Below are 20,481 nucleotides of genomic sequence, written 5' to 3'. Positions count from 1 at the left end.
AAAAATCGCTACACGTTAAAGCCGAGAGCCTGAAGCATCTCGCGCCCATCGGGTGTGATGCGCTCGGGACCCCACGGTGGCAGCCACACCCAGTTGATGCGCATGGAGGTGACCATGCCTTCGAGGGCCATGGCCGACTGATCCTCAATCACATCGGTGAGCGGGCAGGCCGCGGACGTGAGGGTCATGTCTACGATTAGCTTCGTGCCATCGAGGTGGACACCGTACACGAGGCCCAGATCCACAACGTTGATCCCCAGCTCGGGATCAATGACGTCACGCATAGCTTCGAGGATGTCCTCCTCCGTGACCGCGGGGATCTCGGGGGTGCTTCCCGGGTAAGCGGGAGCGGCTTCTCTCTCCTCAGTCATCTTTTCCTCCTAGATCGGCGCCCAGCGCCTGATCGGTTGCATCTCGCATCGCCATCCAACCCAGCAACGCGCACTTGACTCTCATGGGAAACTTGGACACTCCAACGAACGCGCCGGCGTCCTCCAGTTTGTCCTCGTCCTGCTCGCTCAGTTCGTGCCCGCGGGTATCCATCAGGTGACGGAAGGTCGTGAACAGATCCATGGCCTCGGTGATGTCTTTTCCCTCAACCATTTCGGTCATAATCGAAATGGATGCCTGCGAAATGGAACATCCCTGTCCCTGCCATCCGATGTGCTCGATCCGCTTGCCGTCTTGAGACAACTGGACCTGCATATTCACCTGATCGCCACAGGTGGTGTTGACCTGAAAGGACTCCCCATCTGGCTCAGCTAGTTCGCCTTCGCCGTGGCGTTCACGAGCGGCGTCCAAGATGATCTGCTGGTACATCGCATCCAGATCGTCCATTAATCCTCCAAACGGAAGTATGGCCGCACGCCTGCTAGCGCGCGAAGAAACACGCCAACTTCCTCTTCCGTATTGTACGGGCCAAGCGAGGCACGCGTTGAGGCGAAAACCCCAAAGTGGCGGTGGATCGGCTGAGCGCAATGATGCCCAACGCGAACGGCCACACCAAGAGAATCGAGGTACTGCCCCACATCATGAGGATGTACACCCTCCACGTGGAAGGCCGCCGCGCCTGTTCGATCCACAGAATCTACCGGGCCAAGTAGCCGCACGCCGGGGATCTCCTTGATCCCGTCAAGCATGATAGCCGTCAGTTTGGCCTCGTGGGCCGCGATCTCTTCCATCCCTATCTCTGAGAGATAGTCCGCCGCCTCACCCATGCCCACGATCTGGGCCACTGCTTGAGTACCAGCCTCAAACCGTGCGGGTGGATCCGCGTATGTGGTCTCTTCCATCGTCACCAGCTCGATCATGGATCCGCCAAACTGATACGGAGGCAGGTCCGCCAGAAGCTCCCGGCGCCCGTAAAGCACGCCAACCCCAGTAGGACCGAGCATTTTGTGCCCTGAGAAGGCCGCGAAGTCCACGCCAAGTGCGCGGAAATCAACCGGCATGTGCGGAACGGACTGGCACGCATCGAGAACCGTAACGGCTCCAACAGCGTGTGCGGCAGCCACGATTTGATTCACTGGAGAGATCGCACCAGACACGTTAGAGACGTGGGTAAAAGCCACGACCTTGGTGTGGGAATCTATAACGTCCAGCGTGTCCAGATCGATACGCCCATCGTCCGTAAGATCCAGCCACTTGAGCGTTGCTCCCGTACGCAAGCAGAGTTCCTGCCACGGCACGATGTTGGAATGGTGTTCGGCCCGAGTGACGACTACGGAGTCCCCCTCGCCCAACACGAACCGCTCGGGACCACGCCCTACGCTGGCGTCTGACATGGCATAGGCGAGCAGATTGATGGACTGGGTGGTACCCGAGGTCCACACAATCTCGTCTGCATCTACACCCACGAAGCGAGCAACGGAATCCCGGGCCCCTTCGTAGGCGAGGGTCGCCTCCTCCGCCAGCTGGTGAGCTCCGCGCTTGACAGCTCCGTTGTGCTCCACGTCCATCGCCCGCACCGCGTCAAGGACACGCTGCGGGCGTTGGGATGTGGCACCTGAATCAAGATAGACCAGCGGTGCTCCCCCACGCACTGTTCGGGACAGAATGGGGAAATCGCCGCGCGGTGCCGGCGAAAAGGGCATCAGGCACCCACGACCGCATCGTATCCGGTCTGCTCAAGCTCATCAGCAAGTTCGGCGCCACCGGTCTTCACGATCTGGCCGTTGGCAAACACGTGCACGAAATCGGGCTTGATGTACTGCAGGATGCGCGAATAGTGAGTGATGAGAAGGATCGAGTTATTCGTCTTCTCGTGGGTATGCACAACACCCTCAGACACGATCCGCAGGGCGTCAACGTCAAGGCCGGAATCGGTCTCATCAAGCACGGCAACCTTGGGCTCCAGCAGTTCCATCTGGAGAACCTCGGTGCGCTTCTTCTCTCCACCGGAGAAGCCAACGTTGAGATCACGCGCGATGAAGTCCGGATCCACCTTAAGGTTCGCGGTGGCTTCCTTGACCTTCTTCGACCAATCGCGAAGCTTAGGCGCCTCACCATCAATTGCTGTCTTCGCGGTACGCAGGAAGTTGGTAACGGAGACTCCGGGAACCTCAACAGGGTACTGCATGGCGAGGAAGAGCCCCGCGCGCGCCCGCTCATCAGCGGTCATATCCGTAATGTCTTCGCCATCCAGCAGCACCTTACCCTCGGTGATGTGATACTTGGGATGGCCAGCCAACGCGTAGGCGGTGGTGGACTTTCCGGAGCCGTTCGGGCCCATGACGGCGTGAACTTCTCCATCGCCGATATGCAAGTTGACACCATGCAGGATCGGCTTGAGGCCCTCGGTGGTTTCAACCGAGGCGTGAAGGTTTTGAATATCAAGAGTGGACAAGGTGATGATCTCCTTTTACAGGGTGACGTCGACGTCGACAAGAACGTCGCCGTCATTGATCTCAATAGAGTAGACAGGGACCGGCTTGGTGGCCGGCAGTGAGAGCGGATTGCCCGTGGCAAGATCGAACGGGGCGCCGTGCTTCCAGCACTCGATCGTTCCGTCTTCCACGTCGCCTTCCGCGAGTGAATAGTTCTGGTGCGAGCAGGTATCGCCAATCGCGTGCCAAGAGCCGTCAGAGTCCCGGACAACTGCCACGGGAACATTAGTCCCCGCGGAGTCGGCCAAGATCACCTGAAGGGCCTCTTCAGGATCTAGCTCCGTGGTAGCGCACGCGACTTGGAAACTCACTTCGGTTCCTCCGAGTTGGCTTCAAGTTCAGCGATATCAAGCTCGCGCTCAATGGCGGCCATGAGCTTGTTTTCGATGGACTCAACGCCGATCTGCTCAACGAGTTCCGCAAAGAACCCGCGGACCACCAAGCGGCGCGCGATATCCTCTGGAATTCCACGTGCCTGCAGGTAGAAGAGCTGCTCCTCATCGAAACGTCCGGTAGCTGAAGCGTGGCCAGCTCCGACGATTTCGCCGGTCTTGATCTCGAGGTTCGGAACGGAATCCGCCTTAGCTCCACGGGTCAGAACGAGGTTGCGGTTGAGTTCGTAGGTATCCGTGTTAGCAGCCTCAGCCCGGATCAGCACGTCGCCAATCCACACCGAATGTGCTTCCTCCCCTTGGAGCGCACCCTTGTAGGTGGCGCGGGACACGCAGTTCTTCGGCCCGTGATCAACGAAGATGCGATGCTCTTGATGCTCGCCGCTCTCCGTGATGTAGGCACCCAGAAGTTCGGCGGTGCCGCCTTCACCCTGATAGCTCACCGAGGTGGAGATTCGCACAAGGTCGCCACCGATGGTCACGAGGATGTGCTTGACCTTTGCATCGCGGCCAACCGAAATGCGCTGGTTGGAGAAATGACGCGCAGTGCGATCAGCCTCCTGAACGGACACAACTGTCAGTTCGGCTTCGTCACCCACGGTGATTTCGACGCCCTCGGTCAGCTCGCCCGTGCCGGTATGCTCCAGCACAACCGTTCCCCTGGACCCGGCTTCAGCAATGATCGCTGTGTGGGCGGCATGCATTCCGTCTGGAACATTGAAGGAAACGGCGATCTCGTGGGCTTCGTCGTCGTTAGGAATCGTAACAACGTAAGCCTCGGAAAATGCTTCCCAAGCCAAAGCCGCGGAGCGATCGTCCGGTTCGCCCACGGTGCCGAGGCGCGGATCCTTACGGGTCACGGTCTCGAGCTTTGCCGAATCGGACGTCACGTTAGCCGGGGAGGCAAGGAGCCGATTACCAATGAAATCCGCAACGCGGTCCATGGGAGTAAAGCGCCACTCTTCCTCTTCGCCCGTGGGGACAGAGAAATCGTCTGCGGAGAAAGACGTGGGGCGATCAGCGCGGGAAACTCCAGTCCCAAAATCCTCGTCTTCGACGAGTTTTGCGCGCGAGTGATCGGTGGACAAATTTGGCGTTGTCATTTAGCCGACGCTTCCTTCCATCTGAAGCTCGATAAGCCGGTTGAGTTCAAGTGCGTACTCCATGGGCAGCTCACGGGCGATCGGCTCCACGAATCCGCGGACAACCATGGCCATGGCTTCCTGCTCGGTTAGCCCACGCTGCTCCAGATAGAACAACTGATCCTCGGATACCTTGGACACCGTGGCTTCGTGGCCCATCTCCACATCGTCCGTGCGCACGTCCACGTAGGGGTACGTGTCGGTCCGGGAAATGTCATCTACCAGGAGGGCATCACACACAACCGAGGACTTTGACCGATGCGCATTCTCCTCAATCTGGACAAGCCCACGGTAGGATGAACGGCCGCCGCCACGGGAAATCGACTTCGAAACAATCGAGGACGTGGTATACGGAGCAGAATGAATCATCTTCGCGCCAGTGTCCTGATGTTGTCCCGGGCCAGCAAAAGCAGCGGAGAGAGCTTCACCGTGAGCATGCTCGCCAAGGAGCACGCAAGCCGGGTACTTCATGTTGATTCGCGAACCAATGTTGCCATCGATCCACTCCATCGTTCCGCCTTCGTACACGGAGGCGCGCTGGGTCACGAGGTTCAGCACGTTATTGGACCAGTTCTGGATCGTCGTGTAACGCACGTGAGCATTCTTCTTCACGATGATCTCCACGATGGCCGAATGCAGCGAATCGCGCTGGTAAATCGGGGCGGTACAACCCTCAACGTAGTGAACGTAGGATCCTTCGTCCGCGATGATGAGTGTGCGCTCGAACTGGCCCATGGACTCGGTGTTGATGCGGAAGTATGCCTGAAGTGGGATGTCCACATGAACGCCCTTGGGCACGTAGATGAACGAGCCGCCGGACCACACTGCGGTGTTCAGCGAGGCAAACTTGTTGTCACCCGAAGGGATCACCGTACCGAAATACTCTTTGACTAGATCCCCGTGCTCGCGCAGTGCGGTATCCGTATCGAGGAAGATGACGCCCTGCTCTTCGAGATCCTCACGGATCTGGTTGTACACAACTTCTGATTCGTACTGGGCCGCAACGCCGGACACAAGACGGGCCTTCTCCGCCTCGGGGATACCCAAACGATCGTAAGTTTCGCGGATATCCTCGGGGAGCTCCTCCCATGACTTGGCGGGCTTCTCAGTGGACTTAACGAAGTACTTGTACTCGTCAAAATCAATGCCGGAGAGATCGGCGCCCCAAGTTGGCATCGGGCGACGCTCGAACAGCTTGAGCGCCTTCAGGCGCCGCTTGAGCATCCACTCCGGCTCACCCTTCACTGAGGAAATGTTGCGAACAACGTCCTCGTTCAGGCCCCGCTGCGCAGCTTCACCGGCGGCATCGGAATCGTGCCAACCAAAGCTGTAGCGGCCTCCCAGTGCCTCAATGGTTTCCTGCTGCTCATTAATAGCCTCAGCAACCGCGGCCTCATGCCGGGTTTGTGTCATGGCTGTCCTTCCATGTTGGTGTTGTTTCACGGGTGCGCGAAACAAGAGGGATCGTAAGCGTGCACACGTGCTCGCCACCCGCAAGAGTGGCTAGGCGCTGAACGTGCACGCCGAGAAGTCGATGAAATGCTTGAGTCTCTGCCTCGCACATCGCCGGGTATGCAGTTGCCACTTCCTGAATTGGACAGTGGCCCTGACACAGTTGAAGCGTGTAGCCCCCCGGGCCCTTTCGGATGCTTGCCGCATAACCGTCTTGGGTCAAGACCCGTGCGAGGGCGTGAGCTCTGGCTTCGAGATCATCTCCGGATGAAGCGATGGCGTCCCGGTAGCGGGCCTCAAGGCCATGGATGCGTTGCTGTGCAAACTTCCATATACCGTCATCACCCAGAGAGTCATACAGGAAGTCGAGGGCCTGAGTGGCCACGTCCCCATAGGAGTCTCCGAAAGTCGCTTGGCCTTCGCCAGTTGCTACGTAACGCCTAGAGGGCCGCCCACGCCTTGCTGGCTTGGACGCGACGCCCTCGTATTCGGTTATTTGTCCGTCTATCTCAAGCTGAGCCAAATGCCTCCGCACTGCTGCGGCGGTCAAGACAAGTTCCTTCGCGAGTTCCGCTGAAGTAACCGGGCCCTTCTCAATAATGAGACGGAGGATCCGGTCTCGTGTGCCGATATCGTTATCTGATAAGCCGGTCATCTGAGCCTCCTCCCCTACCCCCACTATTAAACAACAAGGACCTTTCAAAATTCCACCGCCGAGTCGCTTTTCTGGAATAATTCCAATGTGAGGATTGGCACGTTAGGTTAGCCGTGCTTTAAGTGCACGAGCTGCGCAGCCCGTGATAAACCGCCACTTTCTCAGAAAAGCGCCCGAAATACATCCGTATTTATTCGTGCCCTTAACCCGTTCGCGCGCAGAAGAGAGCAGGAAGAAACGGTCCCTACCGGTTAGTGGCGTAAGCCAAGACAGCCACCACGAGGCTTGGGGAATGGAGCTTGCCCGCAAGAACTGCAGCGGCAACATCTTCAAACGGGAACCAGTGAGTTTCGATCTCCGCTTCCTCATCCTCTCTCGCAAAGTTGGACAATGAGGGGCTGACTCCACGAGCAAGATACACATGGAGGAGTTCGTCCGAACAACCGGGCGACGTGTAGAAGCTCGCGAGCGGCGTCAAGCTCTCCGCCTCGTAATCCGTCTCCTCTCCAAGTTCCCGTGCAGCCGCCACAGCCTTATCCTCGCCCTCAATGTCGAGGAGCCCCGCCGGGATCTCCCACAGGAGGCTGCGGACCGGGTGGCGATACTGGCGTATAAGGAGAACCTCTTCGCCTGCGGCACCATCGCGCACTGCCAAGATTCCCACTGCATCGTCATGGCGGATGTACTCCCGAGTTATGGATGCGCCGGTTGAGGCCAGCTCGATATCATCAGCCACCACATCCAGGATGTGGCCGTGATAATGCTCGGAGCTCCGGACAAGGCGCGCGTGCTCATCATCGCGCACGTCCACAAGCTCAGTCATAATTTCCTCCTCTGGCAGGCGGCGCCGATCAGGCCCGCGAAAAGCGGGTGAGCGGCAGTGGGCCGGCTCTTAAACTCTGGATGGGCCTGGGTGGCCACATAGTAGGGATGAAGGGCACGGTCTAGCTCTACAAACTCCACCAGTGTACCGTCTGGGGAGGTTCCGCTTACCTTCAGTCCGGCCTCCTCCAGCTCGCTACGATATGCCTGGTTCACTTCATAGCGGTGGCGGTGGCGCTCACTCACGCGGTTCGATCCATAGGTCTCAGCGGCAAGCGATCCCTCAGAGAGTTCGGCTGGGTAGGCACCTAGACGCATGGTCCCTCCCAGGTCCCCTTCACCATCTACGAACTCGCGCTGCTCGTCCATGGTGGCAATGACGGGTACCCCGGTAGCCGGATCGAACTCGGTTGAAGAGGCGCCGGTGAGACCGCAGAGGTTTCGAGCTGCCTCAATCACCATGCATTGCAGACCGAGGCAGATACCGAGTGTTGGGATGCCATGCTCTCTGGCATACCGTAGGGCGCCAATCTTCCCGTCGAGTCCGCGAACGCCGAACCCGCCTGGCACCAAAATAGCGTCAATATCGGCGAACTGTTTGCCCGCACCTTCTTCGGTCTCACACAGATCCGAGGCTACCCATACGATCTCCACGGCAACAGAATGGGCGAAGCCACCGGCACGTAGTGCCTCGGCAACGGATAGGTAGGCATCGTGCAGGTCAACGTACTTACCCACCAGCGCCACGCGGACGGTCGCACGCGGATGCCGTACGCGGTCTAGTAGAACGTTCCACTCGGTCCAATCAACGTCCCGGAAGCTCAGCCCAAGGCGCCGAACCACGTAGGTGTCCAAACCCTCATTAGCCAACGTCACCGGGATCTCGTAGATCGAAGCAGCGTCGCGGCATTCAACAACAGCTTCGCGGTCCACATCGCACATCAGTGCCACTTTGTTCTTAATACCCTCCGTCAGTTCGCGGTCGCAACGCAACACAATCGCATCCGGCTGGATGCCAATGTTGCGCAGGGCCGCGACGGAGTGTTGCGTAGGCTTGGTCTTCAGCTCGCCACCAGCGGCGAGGTACGGGACAAGGGACACGTGGATGAACAGAACGTTCTCACGCCCCACGATCTGACGGACTTGGCGCGCAGCCTCGAGGAACGGCTGGGATTCAATATCGCCAACTGTTCCGCCAATTTCGGTGATGATGACGTCCGGAACATTCCCGTCCTTGTCCGGGAGGGCCTGAGCACGCATCTGCTCAATAATTTCGTTAGTGATGTGCGGGATTACCTGCACACACTCTCCCAGATATTCGCCAGCCCGCTCGCGGGCAAGGACTCGCGAGTAGACCTGCCCCGTGGTGGAGTTCGCCGCACCGGTGAGCTCCACGTCAAGGAAGCGCTCATAGTGGCCGATATCCAGATCCGTCTCCGCACCATCTTCGGTCACGAAAACTTCTCCGTGTTGGAACGGGTTCATCGTGCCCGGATCCACGTTGATGTAGGGATCGAGCTTTTGCATCGCTACGCGCATGCCGCGCGAGCGAAGGAGCCGCCCTAAGCTAGAGGCCGTCAGGCCCTTGCCCAGTGAGCTTGCGACGCCACCGGTAACAAAAATGTGCCTAGTGACCGTGTTCTGATTTCCCGGGAGACGGGCCTTAGTATGTTCCACGGAACTCCAGCCTAACACCCCTCTATTTCGCGCACGTTAACAGGTGTTATTCACTTTCTAGGTCCGGACTGCCCGTTGCCTTGGTCGCCATTGAGAGGGCACGCCTATCCGTCAGGAATATCGCGGCTCCTCCGCCGCCCACGATAACCAGACCCCCCGCGACCACGGCAGCGAAGGCACCAATAAGACCAGAACCCAGCCAACTAAGCATGCCTTGAACCGCAGCATAGCCAATCGCGCCCACAACCGCCGATGCCGCCGTAACCGTGACGGCAGCCCGGCCCAGACCCGCGAGAGACCGCGGGCCAAGCGCGGCCCGTATGGCCCAAAGCTGCCCCACCGCCCCGATCGTCATACCAACCGATACTGCTACACCTATAGCAGCCAGTACTTCGGTGCGCCCACTGATGCCGAACAGAACTTGTATGCCCAACGCCAAACAGACCGTGAGCCAAGCCGCCACGTTAACAACAACAACGGCGCGCGAAGCCTCAAGGGCATAAAGAACCCTCGAACAGTGGTAGATCAGAGCGTAACCCACAAGACCCGGAGCCATAGCAATAAGCGCGATATCGAGCCCCGATGCCTCCCTCAGGTAGTCAAACACCAGTTTCGCAGGCTGTGCCAAGACAGCAAGCAGAGCCACACAGACAATGCCAATTTCCAGCACAAGGCGCGTGGACCGAGCAGTCAACTCGGCTAATCCCGGTCTTCCAGGAAGAGCCGCTGCCTCCGAGAGCCGCGGGAACACTGCCGTGGCAATCGGAACGGCGAACACGGCATAAGGCACCATGTAGATGGCGTTCGCAAAAGTGTAGATGGGGTAGGCACCCGTTTGCCCTGACGCTCCAGATCCGTACGTGTTAGCTACCACCATGATGGTGATGATCTGGATCTGCTGCGCAAGGATCCCGCCAAGACCGGCACCCATAAGCTTGATCGCCCGCTTGGCCACCCCCGGGGGGAACGTCCACGTGGGCCGAATCTGCATTAGCCGCAGAACGGGGATGAGCTGTGGAAGTGAGAACGCCACGGTGCCAAGGGTGGTTCCCCATCCAAGGACCATGATCGACGCAGTTGATAAAGCTGTTGGGCTATCCTGCTGGCCCTGCGCGAGCTGCCAGAACAACATCAGAGCGCCAATCACCGTCACCGCAGAGAGCATCGGCGCCAATGCCGGCAAAATAAATCGCCGATGGGCCTGAAGGATCCCTGTACAAACAAGCGAGATCCCGTACAAGGGAATCTGGAGCGCGAACATACGTAGCAGTGCCGCGGCCAGCTCCACCTCATCCGCGTCGCTCCCTCGCCCCAACAGCGCAGTCGTTATAGGCGTCGCCGCCAATGCGACAATACCAGCGATTGGCAGGCCCACCGTGACAATCCACGTCAGCAGCGCAGAGGCCGTCCGAGAGGCCTCCCCCTCCATCTTCTTCGCGAGGAAACCCGAGATGAGAGGGATCACCGCACCGGCAAGAGCGCCTCCGGCCGCCACCTCGAAAAGGACGTTGGGGACCGTATTGGAAGTTGAGTATGCCTCACCCGAGAGCGTGTCTCCGAGGGCTCCGTTTTGTACCCAGGTACGTACAAAACCAACCAGCCTCGAGAGCAGCGTCAAGATCGCTATTGACCCGGCCGCCCCCGTAACGGTGGCAAGCGCCTTGTTCACGGCCGTCCGAACTGATCAATTCGGGAGAGAACAGGGTTCTCTTCGATCACTTTCGAGAATGAGACTCTCTCACTGAGTAGAGTCAGTCCGCCCACGCATGCAAGCGCACCCACGCGAAGGGCCGCGCTAGGAGAAGACGCCAAAGCAAACCCAAGCCCGGCGCCCATAGCATTGGCGCCCATATCGCCCAGCATCGCACGCCCGGCAAGGTCATCGCGGGCACATACAGCGCCCGTTGCGATCACGCCGGCAGCAAGCCCTGAGCCCGGATTCGACCTCAATGCGAGCGGAACCGATGCTGCGGCGCTTGCCTTGATCGCGCGCCCCGGACGGAGATCGAGCAAATTGACGAAGTTGGCGGTTCCTGCGATAAGTCCTGTGCGAACTAGCCACCCGCCCAGCTTCCGTAACGCTCCTTGTTCGGTAGCCAGAGTTGCGGCGCCAGCGCTAGCGCCAAGCCCGATCACGCCGATTTTCACAGCACCAGACGTGAGCTTTCCTTGACGTAGCGCGCCCAGATGCCCATGAAACCCCTTGCCTTTGGCGGGAAATCGATCCTCCATCTGGTCATCAACGTAGCCTGCAACGGCACCGGCACCTACACTTGCGAGGGCTCCGATCTTGGCCCTGCCTGACACACTGGCAGCCGCGGCAATCATTCCCGCGCTCGCCACTAGGCCCTCAGTCAGAGTCAGTTCTTGCCCGCTAAATGACGTACGTTCCCACGATTCAAAAGATCCGGGGGAAGACTCGACAAACCGGTTAGTTCCGATCGCAGCTCCCAGCGATGCCAGCGCGCTGGCGAACATCAGTTGTCACTTCCATTGTCTTTAGAGGAAGCATCAACGCGTTCACCAAGTGGGGCATCCGCTCCCTGCTGGCTGCCGAGGGAAACATGATCTCCTGAGATCTCAGAGGCTACCGCCAGAGGTACGTTAATGCGGCCAGGTGTTGTGGCGATTGAATCGACTGTAGAGCCCTCATTGGTTCCGCGCAGGGTGGTCAGGAGATCGTCGTCGTTCAAAGCCCTTCCGTAACCAACCGTTGGTCCTCTCCCCGCAACTTCAGAGAACATCTCCGTGTAAATCCCGGTCTGAGACTCAATCTCGGACTTCTCATTCGCTGTGAGGTCAGCATCTTCGGTATTCAGACTCTCAGGAGTCACTACGATAACGGCATCTGCAGGATCCTTCACCTCGCGATCCACCGAAAGGAGGGCGTCACCCTCGGCCGTCAACGAACCAAGGAGAACCTTCGCGTTCTCGTCACCAGTTCCTTTACGCAGCACGTAATCGAGAGCCGACGCAACCACCTGATCATTTGTGGGATTGTCCGGGAGGGAATCGATGTACTCAGAGACCTGGTTGGAAAAGGCGCCGCGGTATGTGGCCTTTTCGGAATTAGCATAGGATTCGTTCAACGTAACTTGACCTGAAACAGAAGCTCCAGCCAGCTCTAAACTCTCGATGAGATCAGAAACCGCGTCGCTGCTCGCTTCAGGAAGAACAACAATCGCCACATTGCGTCCTGTCAATGTGCCGGGGAGTAGCTCGTTCGCGGCCACATCGAGTGCGCTATCTGACCCTGAAAGCTGGTCCTCCGTAACGGCGAGCTCATCGCGCAGACTATCGCGGGATTCACGCAACGTATCAATCTGACCCGTCAACGTGTTACCTATCGAGTTCTGTAATGGGCCGGCCCCCAAAATTATGCCAACTGCCAATGCCAGAAAAACCGATACGAGTGAAACGAGGTGGTACCTGAAATCAACCATCATCTACCTATCAGAAAAGAGTCGCGAACCAGTGGACGATATCACCGAACCACGTGGAGATGAGCCCGAACAAAGCGTGCCCAGTTGCAGTTGCTGCGAGAGCGGCCACGATAGCCACGCAGCCCGCAACGACGAGGAAGAAAATCTGCCAGTTGGAGATACGCGATCGATACAGTTGGGACACGCCCTTCGCATCAATCAGCTTTCCTCCAATAGCCAATCTGGTGAGGAATGTGGACGCCATCCCACTTCGGCCCTTGTCAAGGAACTCGATCAGAGTGTTGTGGGTGCCCACGGCAACAATGAGCTGCGCCCCCTTGTCATCAGCAAGCAGCATCGCCACATCCTCTGACGTGCCGGTGACCGGGAACACGACGTGCTCTACGCCAAGGTCTTGAACGCGCTTACGTCCAGGCGCACGCCCATCACGGTAGGCGTGCACAATGATCTCAGCTCCGGAGGTCAGCGCCTTGTCCGAAACGGAGTCCATGTCCCCAACGATCATGTCCAGCTGGAAGCCCTCCTCCAATATCGCATCGGCACCGCCGTCCACACCAATCATGATCGGCTTATACTCGCGGATATAGGGGCGCAGGGCGGCCAGGTCTTCCTTGTATCGGTAGCCGCGAACCACCACGAGCACGTGGCGGCCCTCAAAGTTCGTCTTCACGTCGGGTACTCCGACGCCATCGAAAATCAGATCCTGCTCTCGTTCCACGTACTCCATCGTGTTCGTGGCAAAAGCCTTAAGTTGCACGCTCATTCCGGCCCGCGCTGCCTCTTGAGACGCTGCGATGGTTTCCTCGGTTTGAACCGTTCCTTCTGCGATCAGCTCATCGCCGCGGTATACGCGCGCATCCTCGATATGGAGAATATCGCCCTCGCGAATATCCATTATCTCAGGGCCAAGATCATCAATGAGGGGAATACCAGCCGTCTCCAGGATCCCCGGGCCCAGATTCGGGTATCTGCCGGAGGTGGACTTGGCGGCGTTGAGCACCGCCCGCGGCTTGCATTCCACAAGCGCCTCGGCGGAAACCCGATCAATGTCCGAATGGTTGATCACAGCGATGTTTCCCGGCTGCAACCGTTTCGTCAGATTCTTGGTGCGCCGGTCTACCCGGGCTTGAGCCTCTAGCTCCCCGGTCTCCTGCACGTCCTTTTTGCGGACTAGTCGAAATGCCACGCTTTTATCGTGCCACATCCGCTGTGGAAAGCAGTTCAGCAGCGTGGGCGCGTGCCGTTTCAGAATCGGATCCCGCCAGCATCCGGGCTAGCTCACTAAGCCGTTCGTCCCTCTCTACCTCGATCACGTGCGTGATGGCGGATTTCTCCTTGGACTCCTTAACAACAACGGCTTGGGTCTGGGCGTAGGCGGCCACTTGAGCTAAATGGGTCACCACGATCACTTGGTTCGTTGCCGCCAGCGCGGCCAACCTATGTCCCACCGCCAACGCTGCGCGCCCTCCCACACCTGCATCGATCTCATCGAAGAGGAAAGTGTGGTGCTTATCATGTGTTTGCTCTGCCAAGGAGACCTCCACGGCTAGCATTATTCGTGAGAGCTCGCCGCCTGACGCACTCTTCGCCAGCGGCGCCAGAGGCGCTCCACGGTGCGAAGCTAGTTGAAACTTAACCACGTCATGGCCGTGTATGGCGGGGGCATCCGATTCCGTCACCGAAATCGAGAATGTGGCATCCGGAAGCGCTAGCTGCGGCAGTTCTGAGGCCACCGCGCTGGAGAGCTTCTTTGCAGCTGCCGTTCGAGCTGCTCGGAGCCTTTTACCGGCCGCTTCCATTTCGCTCTGTGCCTGAGATAGCTCCTTGGCCAAACGTTCTCGCGTCCCCTCCAGATCCCCCAGATCCTCGAGAGCAGCTCGCGCCTGATCGGCCTCTTCAAGCGCCTGATCCAGATCCATCCCCAGTGCTTTCCTCAAGCCCTGTAGCTGCTGGCGTCGCATGTAAATGACGGACAGCCGGTCTGGGTCCGCCTCCGAATGCGCCGCCAGATCCGCAAGTTCGTTAGCGATATCAGATAACTCCGCTTGAGCGGAGTCTAGACGCCCAGCCAAATCCGCTACATCCTCGGATTCTCCAGCACTCTGAAGGGAACTCTGCGCCTCCGCGATCCCTGCGAGTGCCGGATAATCCACCGTGTCCGAGCCGCTCAAGGCAGCGGCGGCCCCGGACAAACCCGAGAAGCGTTCTTCCACGTTCTCCAGCGCCAGCGCTTCCTGCTTGAGCGCGGCCTCTTCGCCAATACCCGGATTGACTTCCTCCACCTTGGCTACAAGCGCCTCATAGGCCAGACGGGCCCTTGCCGCATCGGCGGCCTGCTCGGTGAATCTCTGCAACTGGTCGCTTGCCTCGTTGTACGTGCCCCAAGCATCACGCCACGTCCGTGCCGCCCTTGCAACCGCCTCCCCACCGAATTCGTCTAGGGCCGCCCGTTGTTCTGCAGGAGCAGCAAGGCGAAGCTGATCCGTTTGGCCGTGAACTGTCACGAGGCTACCAGCGATATCGGCAAGTACCCCAGTGGGAACACTTCGTCCCCCGATAAATGAACGTGATCGGCCATTCGCCGGCACATGGCGCGAGATGATGACAGTGGCCATCCCATCTTCAGACTCTATATCTCCTCCGGCCTGAACGATTCGTTCCACAACAGCGGACTCCTCGGGCACAGAGAAAATCCCCTCAACAACCGCGCTCTTGGCACCGCGCCGTACCTTTGCCGGATCTGCCTTGGCTCCAAGCAGTAGCTCAAGCGAGGTGACGGCCATGGTTTTACCCGCGCCGGTCTCACCGGTCAACGCCGTCAGGCCAGAGCCCAACTCTAGTTCGGCCGATTCGATGACGCCCAGTTGAGAAATCCGTAGCTGCTCAATCACGCCAAATCACCCATCCTCTAGAGTTTACGATTCGGACCGATCAATGTCAGTCTTGCTTTCCGGAACCTGCACCCGCCAGCCCTTAACAGGCAGCTGGAACTTCGTCACTAGGCGGCCCGAGAACGGGGAATCGTTCAAGCGCGCCAGCAATACGGGCGCTTCGCCCCGCACCACGCGAACAACCGATCCGCGAGGCGCATGAATCATTCGCCGGCCATCGCACCACACGCGAGCGTTATCTTCTAGCACGTGCAGCTCAAGGGTGGAATCTGGCCCCACCACCAGCGGTCTGGTGAATAACGCATGGGCAGCAATCGGAGTCATCACCATGCACTCCACGTTCGGCCACACAACTGGTCCGCCCGCGGAGAAGTTGTAGGCGGTGGAGCCGGTGGCCGTAGAACACACAACTGTGTCCACTTTGAAGGAGGAAAGCTCGCGGCCGTCCACGCCAATGGAGGCTTCGAACATCTGCGAGTTCGCATCCTTTTCAATAGCCGTTTCATTGAGCGCCCAATCGGTATGGACCGTGCCATCGGGTAGCGTCACGGACACATCGAGTGTCATGCGCGTGGTCACCAACCAGTTGCCATCAACGATCTGCTGGATGACCTGAGGGATATCGTCAGGATCGGCCTCTGAAAGGAAGCCAACGTGGCCATAATTGATGCCCAGAACGGGAACTCCAGCGGGACGTCCCGATTCCGCCGCACGCAAGATCGTGCCGTCTCCACCGATCACCAAGATGAGTTCGGAGTCAACAACTGCCTCTGGCGTGCAGTCCGTGCCTACCTCGAAGCCGAGATCCGTCAGGTGGCTCGAAACAACGCCAGCGGTCTCGATGGCATCCTGACGTTCAGGATGGGATATGAGAGTGATCCGCCGGGTCATCCTGCCTACGCTTTCTGGCCCGCTGGGCCGTATTCAATCGCCTTAGCTACGTTATCAGCTAGGCCGTCTCCTAGCTGGTCCGGCCCACCGGAAACCATGTGGAGGAAGTACTCCACATTACCCGCTGGCCCAGGCAGCGGCGAAGCAGCAACCGCCTGAATAGCCAAGCCATCCTTACGCGCGGCCTCAGCAACCGACACGACGGCTTCAGCATGCAACCGGGTATCGCGAACAACGCCGCCCGCCCCCAGCTGGTCCTTGCCTACTTCGAACTGAGGCTTGACCATCAGGAGGAAATCTGCGCCAGTAGCCGCGGCTCGAACCAAAGCGGGCATCACCAAACGCAACGAAATAAACGAAAGATCGCCCACCACAATCTCTGGTGCTGGAGCCACGATCTCAGGGGCAAGAGTTCGTACGTTCGTCCGCTCGATCACGGTAACTCGTGGATCCTCACGTAGCCGCCAAGCGATCTGGCCGTAGCCAACATCCACAGCCACCACATGCTCGGCGCCGCGGCGCAGCAGAACGTCCGTGAAGCCGCCTGTTGACGCCCCCGCATCAAGGCACCGCTTACCCGCGATTTCAGGAGCAGCTTCCCCCAACGCCTCCAACGCGCCAATCAGCTTGTAGGCGCCACGCGAAACGTAATCTTCACGAGCGCACTCCACCACACGCAGCGGTTGGGCTGGATCCATCTGGCGGGCGGGCTTGGAAACCTCCTGCCCGTCAAGACGTACAAGACCATCAGCAATCAGCTCGCGTGCTTGCTCTCGTGACTTTGCTAGGCCCCGCCGCACCAGCTCAGTATCTACCCGGTTCAGCCTTCCCACAGCTAGCCCTGAGCCTTGCCTAATTCGCGGGTGAGATCCTCCAGCAGTTCGTCGAGCACCTGAATCTGCTCGTCCGTGTTCTGCTCATTGAGATGGCCAAGCACATCATCCGTATTGCGCGGCGCGCGGGGAATATTATTCGCCATGATCCCGGCTTACCGTGAGATTCGGAAGTGCCGAAGCCAACGTTTCGCTGTCCACGCCAGAGTCCGCCGCGTCCCAAGCCGCCTGAGCGAGGGCGCGGTAAGAATTCAGTCCGAGTGTCACCGGGCTAGAAGTTAGCTGCTCACCATTTACTTCGAAATCCTCGCCCGTCCAGCGTGCGGAGGCGTTGCCCACGCGAATTGTCTCCCCGTCCACGACAGTGTCCGGGTAAGGCTCTAGAAGGCACCGAAGATCATCCGCCAGATACGTGGGCCGCTGATGAATCGGAGCCACGCAGATGTCGCGCGCGGATGCCAAGCCAGTCAGTACATGAAGCACCGGCACGTTCGCACTCACAGCACCCTGAATATCCGTATCGAGGTTATCTCCGATGGCGAAGGGGCGGTTAGCGTTCAGCAACTTTGCCGCAATCTGGAAAATCTCCGGTTCAGGCTTTCCCGCAGATAGCGGTTCCACCCCGGTTGAATTGGCGATTGCGCGCGCAAGAGATCCGTTACCCACCATAAGTCCCCGCTCCCGGGGAATAGTCGCGTCAAGGTTCGTGCAGACGTAGAGCGCACCCGCACGAATAGCCAGCGCCGCTTCGCTCAGGTCTGTCCAGTTCGCATCTGGGTAGAAGCCTTGGATTACAGCAGCTGGGTTGTCATCAGCAGAGTCGACGACGACGAGTCCCCTCGCCGTTACCTCATCCCTCAGGGCCTGTGCACCTAACACCAAAATCTTCGAGCCTGACGCCACATGTTCCGCGAGCATTTGCGAGCCAACCTGCGCAGAGTTCACAACGGAATCTGCTGGCGCCGGAATCCCCAAGGATTCCAACTGCGCCGCGACAACCGCCGGCGATCGCGAGGCGTTGTTCGTGACGTAGGCCTGCTTGAGGCCCATCGTCACCGCTTCAGAGATTGCTTCCGGGGCGAAGGGAACTGCTTCAGCGCCTAGATAGCACACGCCATCAAGGTCAAACAGCCCCACATCGAATTGGCTCACTAGTGCCTGGCTCACGAATCTTCCTACTCTTCGTTTTGCTCTACTGCCGTGTCTTCCTCAGGCTGAACCTTCTCGTCAGCTGCCTCAGCCACATCCTCAGCCACATCCTCAGACGGCACGGACTCGTCGTCCTCGTCATCCTCATAGACGTCCACTTCGCCCTCTTGGGCAAAGATGGGCTCCCACTTCGCGCGAATCTCATCGGCCTCATCTTCACGGCCTAGCTCGGCGTAGCGGTCCGCACGGATGAGCTCCACACGTGCCTGAAGCATCTCAGGAAGGTTCTCCGCCTTGATCTTCTCGATCACGGAAAGGCCACCTTCTGAATCACCAGTATCTGCACGGGCCCCTGACGTGACAAGCGCCAGCTCGATCTGTGCCTCGCTATTCAGCCGCTTCATGGGGATCTCGGAGATGAAGGTCAGGGCCTTCTCTGCACGCCCAAGCCCACGTTCGGAATCGGCTTCAATCGCGACGTGCGTGTAATCGTCGGTCATACGGCGGTAGGTACGGAGCTCACGGAGAGCCTCCCCGTAACGGCCCGTCACGTAAGCAGCAAGGCCGAGCGCCTCACGCACGATGTCAACCCGTGCCGCGTGCCGATACGCCGCCTGAGCATGCACATATGCGATCTCTGGATTCTCATCCATCATCGTGCCGGCGTAAACCAGATGGCGTGCAACGCGATCCGCGTTGTCCTTCGTGAGGGAATTCAGGCGCCTACGGGAATCCTTGTCCAAGTCAGCGGCCGCAATGCTCTCGGGTACCTCAGGATCGCGCGGGCGGGACTGCCTGCGGTCATCGCGGTCACCGTGAAAGTCCCTGCGATCGTCGCGCCGATCTTCCCGGTACCCGCCACGACGGTCATTGTCATGACCCCGGTTATCCCGACGATCATCCCGACGATCGTCACGCCGGTCGTCACGCCGGTCGTCACGATATCCACCACGCCGATCATTATCACGCCGGTCGTCACGGTAACCGCCACGCCGATTATTATCACGGCCACGATTGTCCCTGCGATCATCTCGGTATCCGCCACGGCGATCGTTATCGCGGCCCCGGTTATCCCGGCGGTCATCACGGCGATCAGAACGATCTTCCCAACGACGATCCCGATTGTCCCTGCGATCATCTCGGTATCCGCCACGGCGATCATTATCGCGGCCCCGGTCATCACGCCGATTATCACGGTATCCGCCACGGCGATCGTCACGGCGATCAGAACGATCTTCCCAACGACGATCCCGATTGTCCCGGCGATCGTCACGGTAACCACCACGACGGTCGTTGTCACGGCCCCGGTCATCACGCCGATTATCACGGTATCCGCCACGGCGATCGTCACGGCGATCAGAACGATCTTCCCAACGACGATCCCGATTGTCCCGGCGATCGTCACGGTAACCACCACGCCGATCATTATCACGGCCCCGGTAATCCCGACGGTCGTTGTCACGGCCACGGTAATCCCGGCGATCATCACCGTAACGGCCACGGCGGTCATCACGGCGATCAGAACGATCTTCCCAACGACGATCCCGATTGTCCCGGCGATCATCTCGGTAGCCACCACGCCGATCATTATCACGGCCCCGGTAATCCCGACGGTCGTTGTCACGGCCACGATTATCTCGACGATCATCACGCCGGTCATCACGGTAACCACCACGACGCTCGTAACCGCGATCGTTGTAGCTCTTCTTGCCGCGTCGGTCGGATGCATTCTGCCAACCTGAGGAGGTACGCTCCTGGCGCTCTGAATTCTCTGACGTATTCTGATCCTCTGACATACCTATCCTCGTGGTTCACTTATGAGCAAGCTTGACCTCGCGCAATGCGCTGGGCACTGCCGACAATTCTACAGAGTGTGGCACCCCAATGCGCCTTCAGGGACGGATCACACATATGGGCGACACCGAGTTCCCAAGCTACCCGCAAACATGCGGAAGTTCGGTGTCGCGCACTACTGGCGAACCTGTGGTTATATGAAGAAAGCCCCGGCCAGACTGGCTGGGGCTTTCCCGTAAGGGGGTGACGGCGGTGTCTTACTCTCCCACACCCTGGCGAGTGCAGTACCATCAGCGCTGGCAGGCTTAGCTTCCGGGTTCGGAATGGGGACCGGGCGTTTCCCTGCCGCTATGACCACCGTCAAAACGTTTGGATCCTCTACACGCATGCCACCGCTGGTAGGACCTACCAGCTGGCTGGTTTGGTGTTGAGGGATTGTATAGTGGATGCGACAC

General features: G+C 59.0%; 21 protein-coding genes and 1 rRNA gene. All 22 read right to left on the bottom strand.

From position 1 onward, the window contains the following. Positions 1-8: 8 nt before the first annotated feature. The 22 genes from DD236_RS05120 to rrf all read right to left on the bottom strand — a co-directional run bounded on the left by DD236_RS05120 (position 9) and on the right by rrf (position 20,388). The gene (locus DD236_RS05120) at positions 9-371 is read right to left on the bottom strand and encodes a metal-sulfur cluster assembly factor (RefSeq protein ID WP_109093319.1); all 363 of its coding nucleotides are present in this window, start codon (positions 369-371) and stop codon (positions 9-11) included. Beyond that, positions 364-837 (bottom strand): Fe-S cluster assembly sulfur transfer protein SufU, encoded by a 474-nt coding sequence (gene sufU / locus DD236_RS05115; RefSeq protein WP_109093318.1) that lies wholly within the window; start codon positions 835-837, stop codon positions 364-366. Before sufU ends, DD236_RS05120 begins: the two co-directional genes overlap by 8 nt. Further along, the gene (locus DD236_RS05110; RefSeq protein ID WP_109093317.1) at positions 837-2,093 is read right to left on the bottom strand and encodes a SufS family cysteine desulfurase; all 1,257 of its coding nucleotides are present in this window, start codon (positions 2,091-2,093) and stop codon (positions 837-839) included. The genes sufU and DD236_RS05110 overlap by 1 nt, the downstream gene beginning before the upstream one ends. Further along, complete coding sequence (sufC, locus tag DD236_RS05105; RefSeq protein ID WP_109093316.1) at positions 2,093-2,845, bottom strand: Fe-S cluster assembly ATPase SufC; 753 nt, start codon at positions 2,843-2,845, stop codon at positions 2,093-2,095. Before sufC ends, DD236_RS05110 begins: the two co-directional genes overlap by 1 nt. Positions 2,846-2,860: 15 nt before the next feature. Next, positions 2,861-3,196 (bottom strand): non-heme iron oxygenase ferredoxin subunit, encoded by a 336-nt coding sequence (locus tag DD236_RS05100; RefSeq protein WP_109093315.1) that lies wholly within the window; start codon positions 3,194-3,196, stop codon positions 2,861-2,863. Next, positions 3,193-4,380 (bottom strand): Fe-S cluster assembly protein SufD, encoded by a 1,188-nt coding sequence (gene sufD / locus DD236_RS05095; protein ID WP_109093314.1) that lies wholly within the window; start codon positions 4,378-4,380, stop codon positions 3,193-3,195. The genes DD236_RS05100 and sufD overlap by 4 nt, the downstream gene beginning before the upstream one ends. Continuing rightward, complete coding sequence (gene sufB / locus DD236_RS05090) at positions 4,381-5,832, bottom strand: Fe-S cluster assembly protein SufB (RefSeq protein ID WP_109093313.1); 1,452 nt, start codon at positions 5,830-5,832, stop codon at positions 4,381-4,383. Continuing rightward, complete coding sequence (locus DD236_RS05085) at positions 5,813-6,526, bottom strand: helix-turn-helix transcriptional regulator (protein ID WP_109093312.1); 714 nt, start codon at positions 6,524-6,526, stop codon at positions 5,813-5,815. The genes sufB and DD236_RS05085 overlap by 20 nt, the downstream gene beginning before the upstream one ends. 244 nt (positions 6,527-6,770) lie before the next feature. Then, positions 6,771-7,349, bottom strand: coding sequence for an NUDIX domain-containing protein (locus DD236_RS05080; RefSeq protein ID WP_109093311.1), 579 nt, complete (start codon positions 7,347-7,349; stop codon positions 6,771-6,773). Continuing rightward, positions 7,346-9,025 carry a CTP synthase gene (locus DD236_RS05075; RefSeq protein ID WP_109093310.1) on the bottom strand — a complete coding sequence of 560 codons (1,680 nt, stop codon included), beginning with the start codon at positions 9,023-9,025 and terminating at the stop codon, positions 7,346-7,348. Before DD236_RS05075 ends, DD236_RS05080 begins: the two co-directional genes overlap by 4 nt. 46 nt (positions 9,026-9,071) lie before the next feature. Then, positions 9,072-10,694, bottom strand: a complete 1,623-nt coding sequence (gene murJ, locus DD236_RS05070) for a murein biosynthesis integral membrane protein MurJ (RefSeq protein ID WP_109093309.1) — start codon at positions 10,692-10,694, stop codon at positions 9,072-9,074. Continuing rightward, positions 10,691-11,503, bottom strand: a complete 813-nt coding sequence (locus tag DD236_RS05065; protein WP_109093308.1) for a hypothetical protein — start codon at positions 11,501-11,503, stop codon at positions 10,691-10,693. Before DD236_RS05065 ends, murJ begins: the two co-directional genes overlap by 4 nt. Further along, positions 11,503-12,468 (bottom strand): copper transporter, encoded by a 966-nt coding sequence (locus DD236_RS05060; RefSeq protein WP_243410008.1) that lies wholly within the window; start codon positions 12,466-12,468, stop codon positions 11,503-11,505. The genes DD236_RS05065 and DD236_RS05060 overlap by 1 nt, the downstream gene beginning before the upstream one ends. A gap of 10 nt (positions 12,469-12,478) precedes the next feature. Then, positions 12,479-13,672: a putative cytokinetic ring protein SteA gene (steA, locus tag DD236_RS05055; protein ID WP_109093306.1), complete on the bottom strand. Its 1,194-nt coding sequence runs from the start codon at positions 13,670-13,672 to the stop codon at positions 12,479-12,481. Beyond that, positions 13,659-15,359, bottom strand: a complete 1,701-nt coding sequence (recN, locus tag DD236_RS05050) for a DNA repair protein RecN (RefSeq protein WP_109093305.1) — start codon at positions 15,357-15,359, stop codon at positions 13,659-13,661. Before recN ends, steA begins: the two co-directional genes overlap by 14 nt. Positions 15,360-15,383: 24 nt before the next feature. Beyond that, complete coding sequence (locus DD236_RS05045) at positions 15,384-16,250, bottom strand: NAD kinase (protein WP_109093304.1); 867 nt, start codon at positions 16,248-16,250, stop codon at positions 15,384-15,386. A gap of 5 nt (positions 16,251-16,255) precedes the next feature. Further along, positions 16,256-17,083: a TlyA family RNA methyltransferase gene (locus tag DD236_RS05040; protein WP_109093303.1), complete on the bottom strand. Its 828-nt coding sequence runs from the start codon at positions 17,081-17,083 to the stop codon at positions 16,256-16,258. Positions 17,084-17,085: 2 nt separating this feature from the next. After that, positions 17,086-17,229, bottom strand: a complete 144-nt coding sequence (locus DD236_RS12035; RefSeq protein WP_165819829.1) for a hypothetical protein — start codon at positions 17,227-17,229, stop codon at positions 17,086-17,088. Further along, a complete protein-coding gene (locus DD236_RS05035; RefSeq protein WP_109093302.1) occupies positions 17,219-18,250 on the bottom strand; it encodes an HAD-IIA family hydrolase in 1,032 nt (343 codons plus the stop codon). Before DD236_RS05035 ends, DD236_RS12035 begins: the two co-directional genes overlap by 11 nt. 8 nt (positions 18,251-18,258) lie before the next feature. Beyond that, the gene (locus DD236_RS05030) at positions 18,259-18,975 is read right to left on the bottom strand and encodes a hypothetical protein (protein ID WP_207785699.1); all 717 of its coding nucleotides are present in this window, start codon (positions 18,973-18,975) and stop codon (positions 18,259-18,261) included. After that, the gene (locus tag DD236_RS05025; RefSeq protein ID WP_109093301.1) at positions 18,948-19,961 is read right to left on the bottom strand and encodes an autotransporter outer membrane beta-barrel domain-containing protein; all 1,014 of its coding nucleotides are present in this window, start codon (positions 19,959-19,961) and stop codon (positions 18,948-18,950) included. The genes DD236_RS05030 and DD236_RS05025 overlap by 28 nt, the downstream gene beginning before the upstream one ends. Positions 19,962-20,270: 309 nt before the next feature. Beyond that, positions 20,271-20,388 (bottom strand): 5S ribosomal RNA (gene rrf, locus DD236_RS05020). Positions 20,389-20,481: the final 93 nt, after the last annotated feature.

Origin of the sequence: Ancrocorticia populi, from assembly GCF_003123745.1 — a bacterium.
Taxonomy (GTDB): Bacteria; Actinomycetota; Actinomycetes; order Actinomycetales; family Actinomycetaceae; genus Ancrocorticia; species Ancrocorticia populi.
The sequence above is the reverse complement of the archived record's forward strand: the minus strand, read 5'-3'. Positions and strand labels throughout refer to the sequence as shown.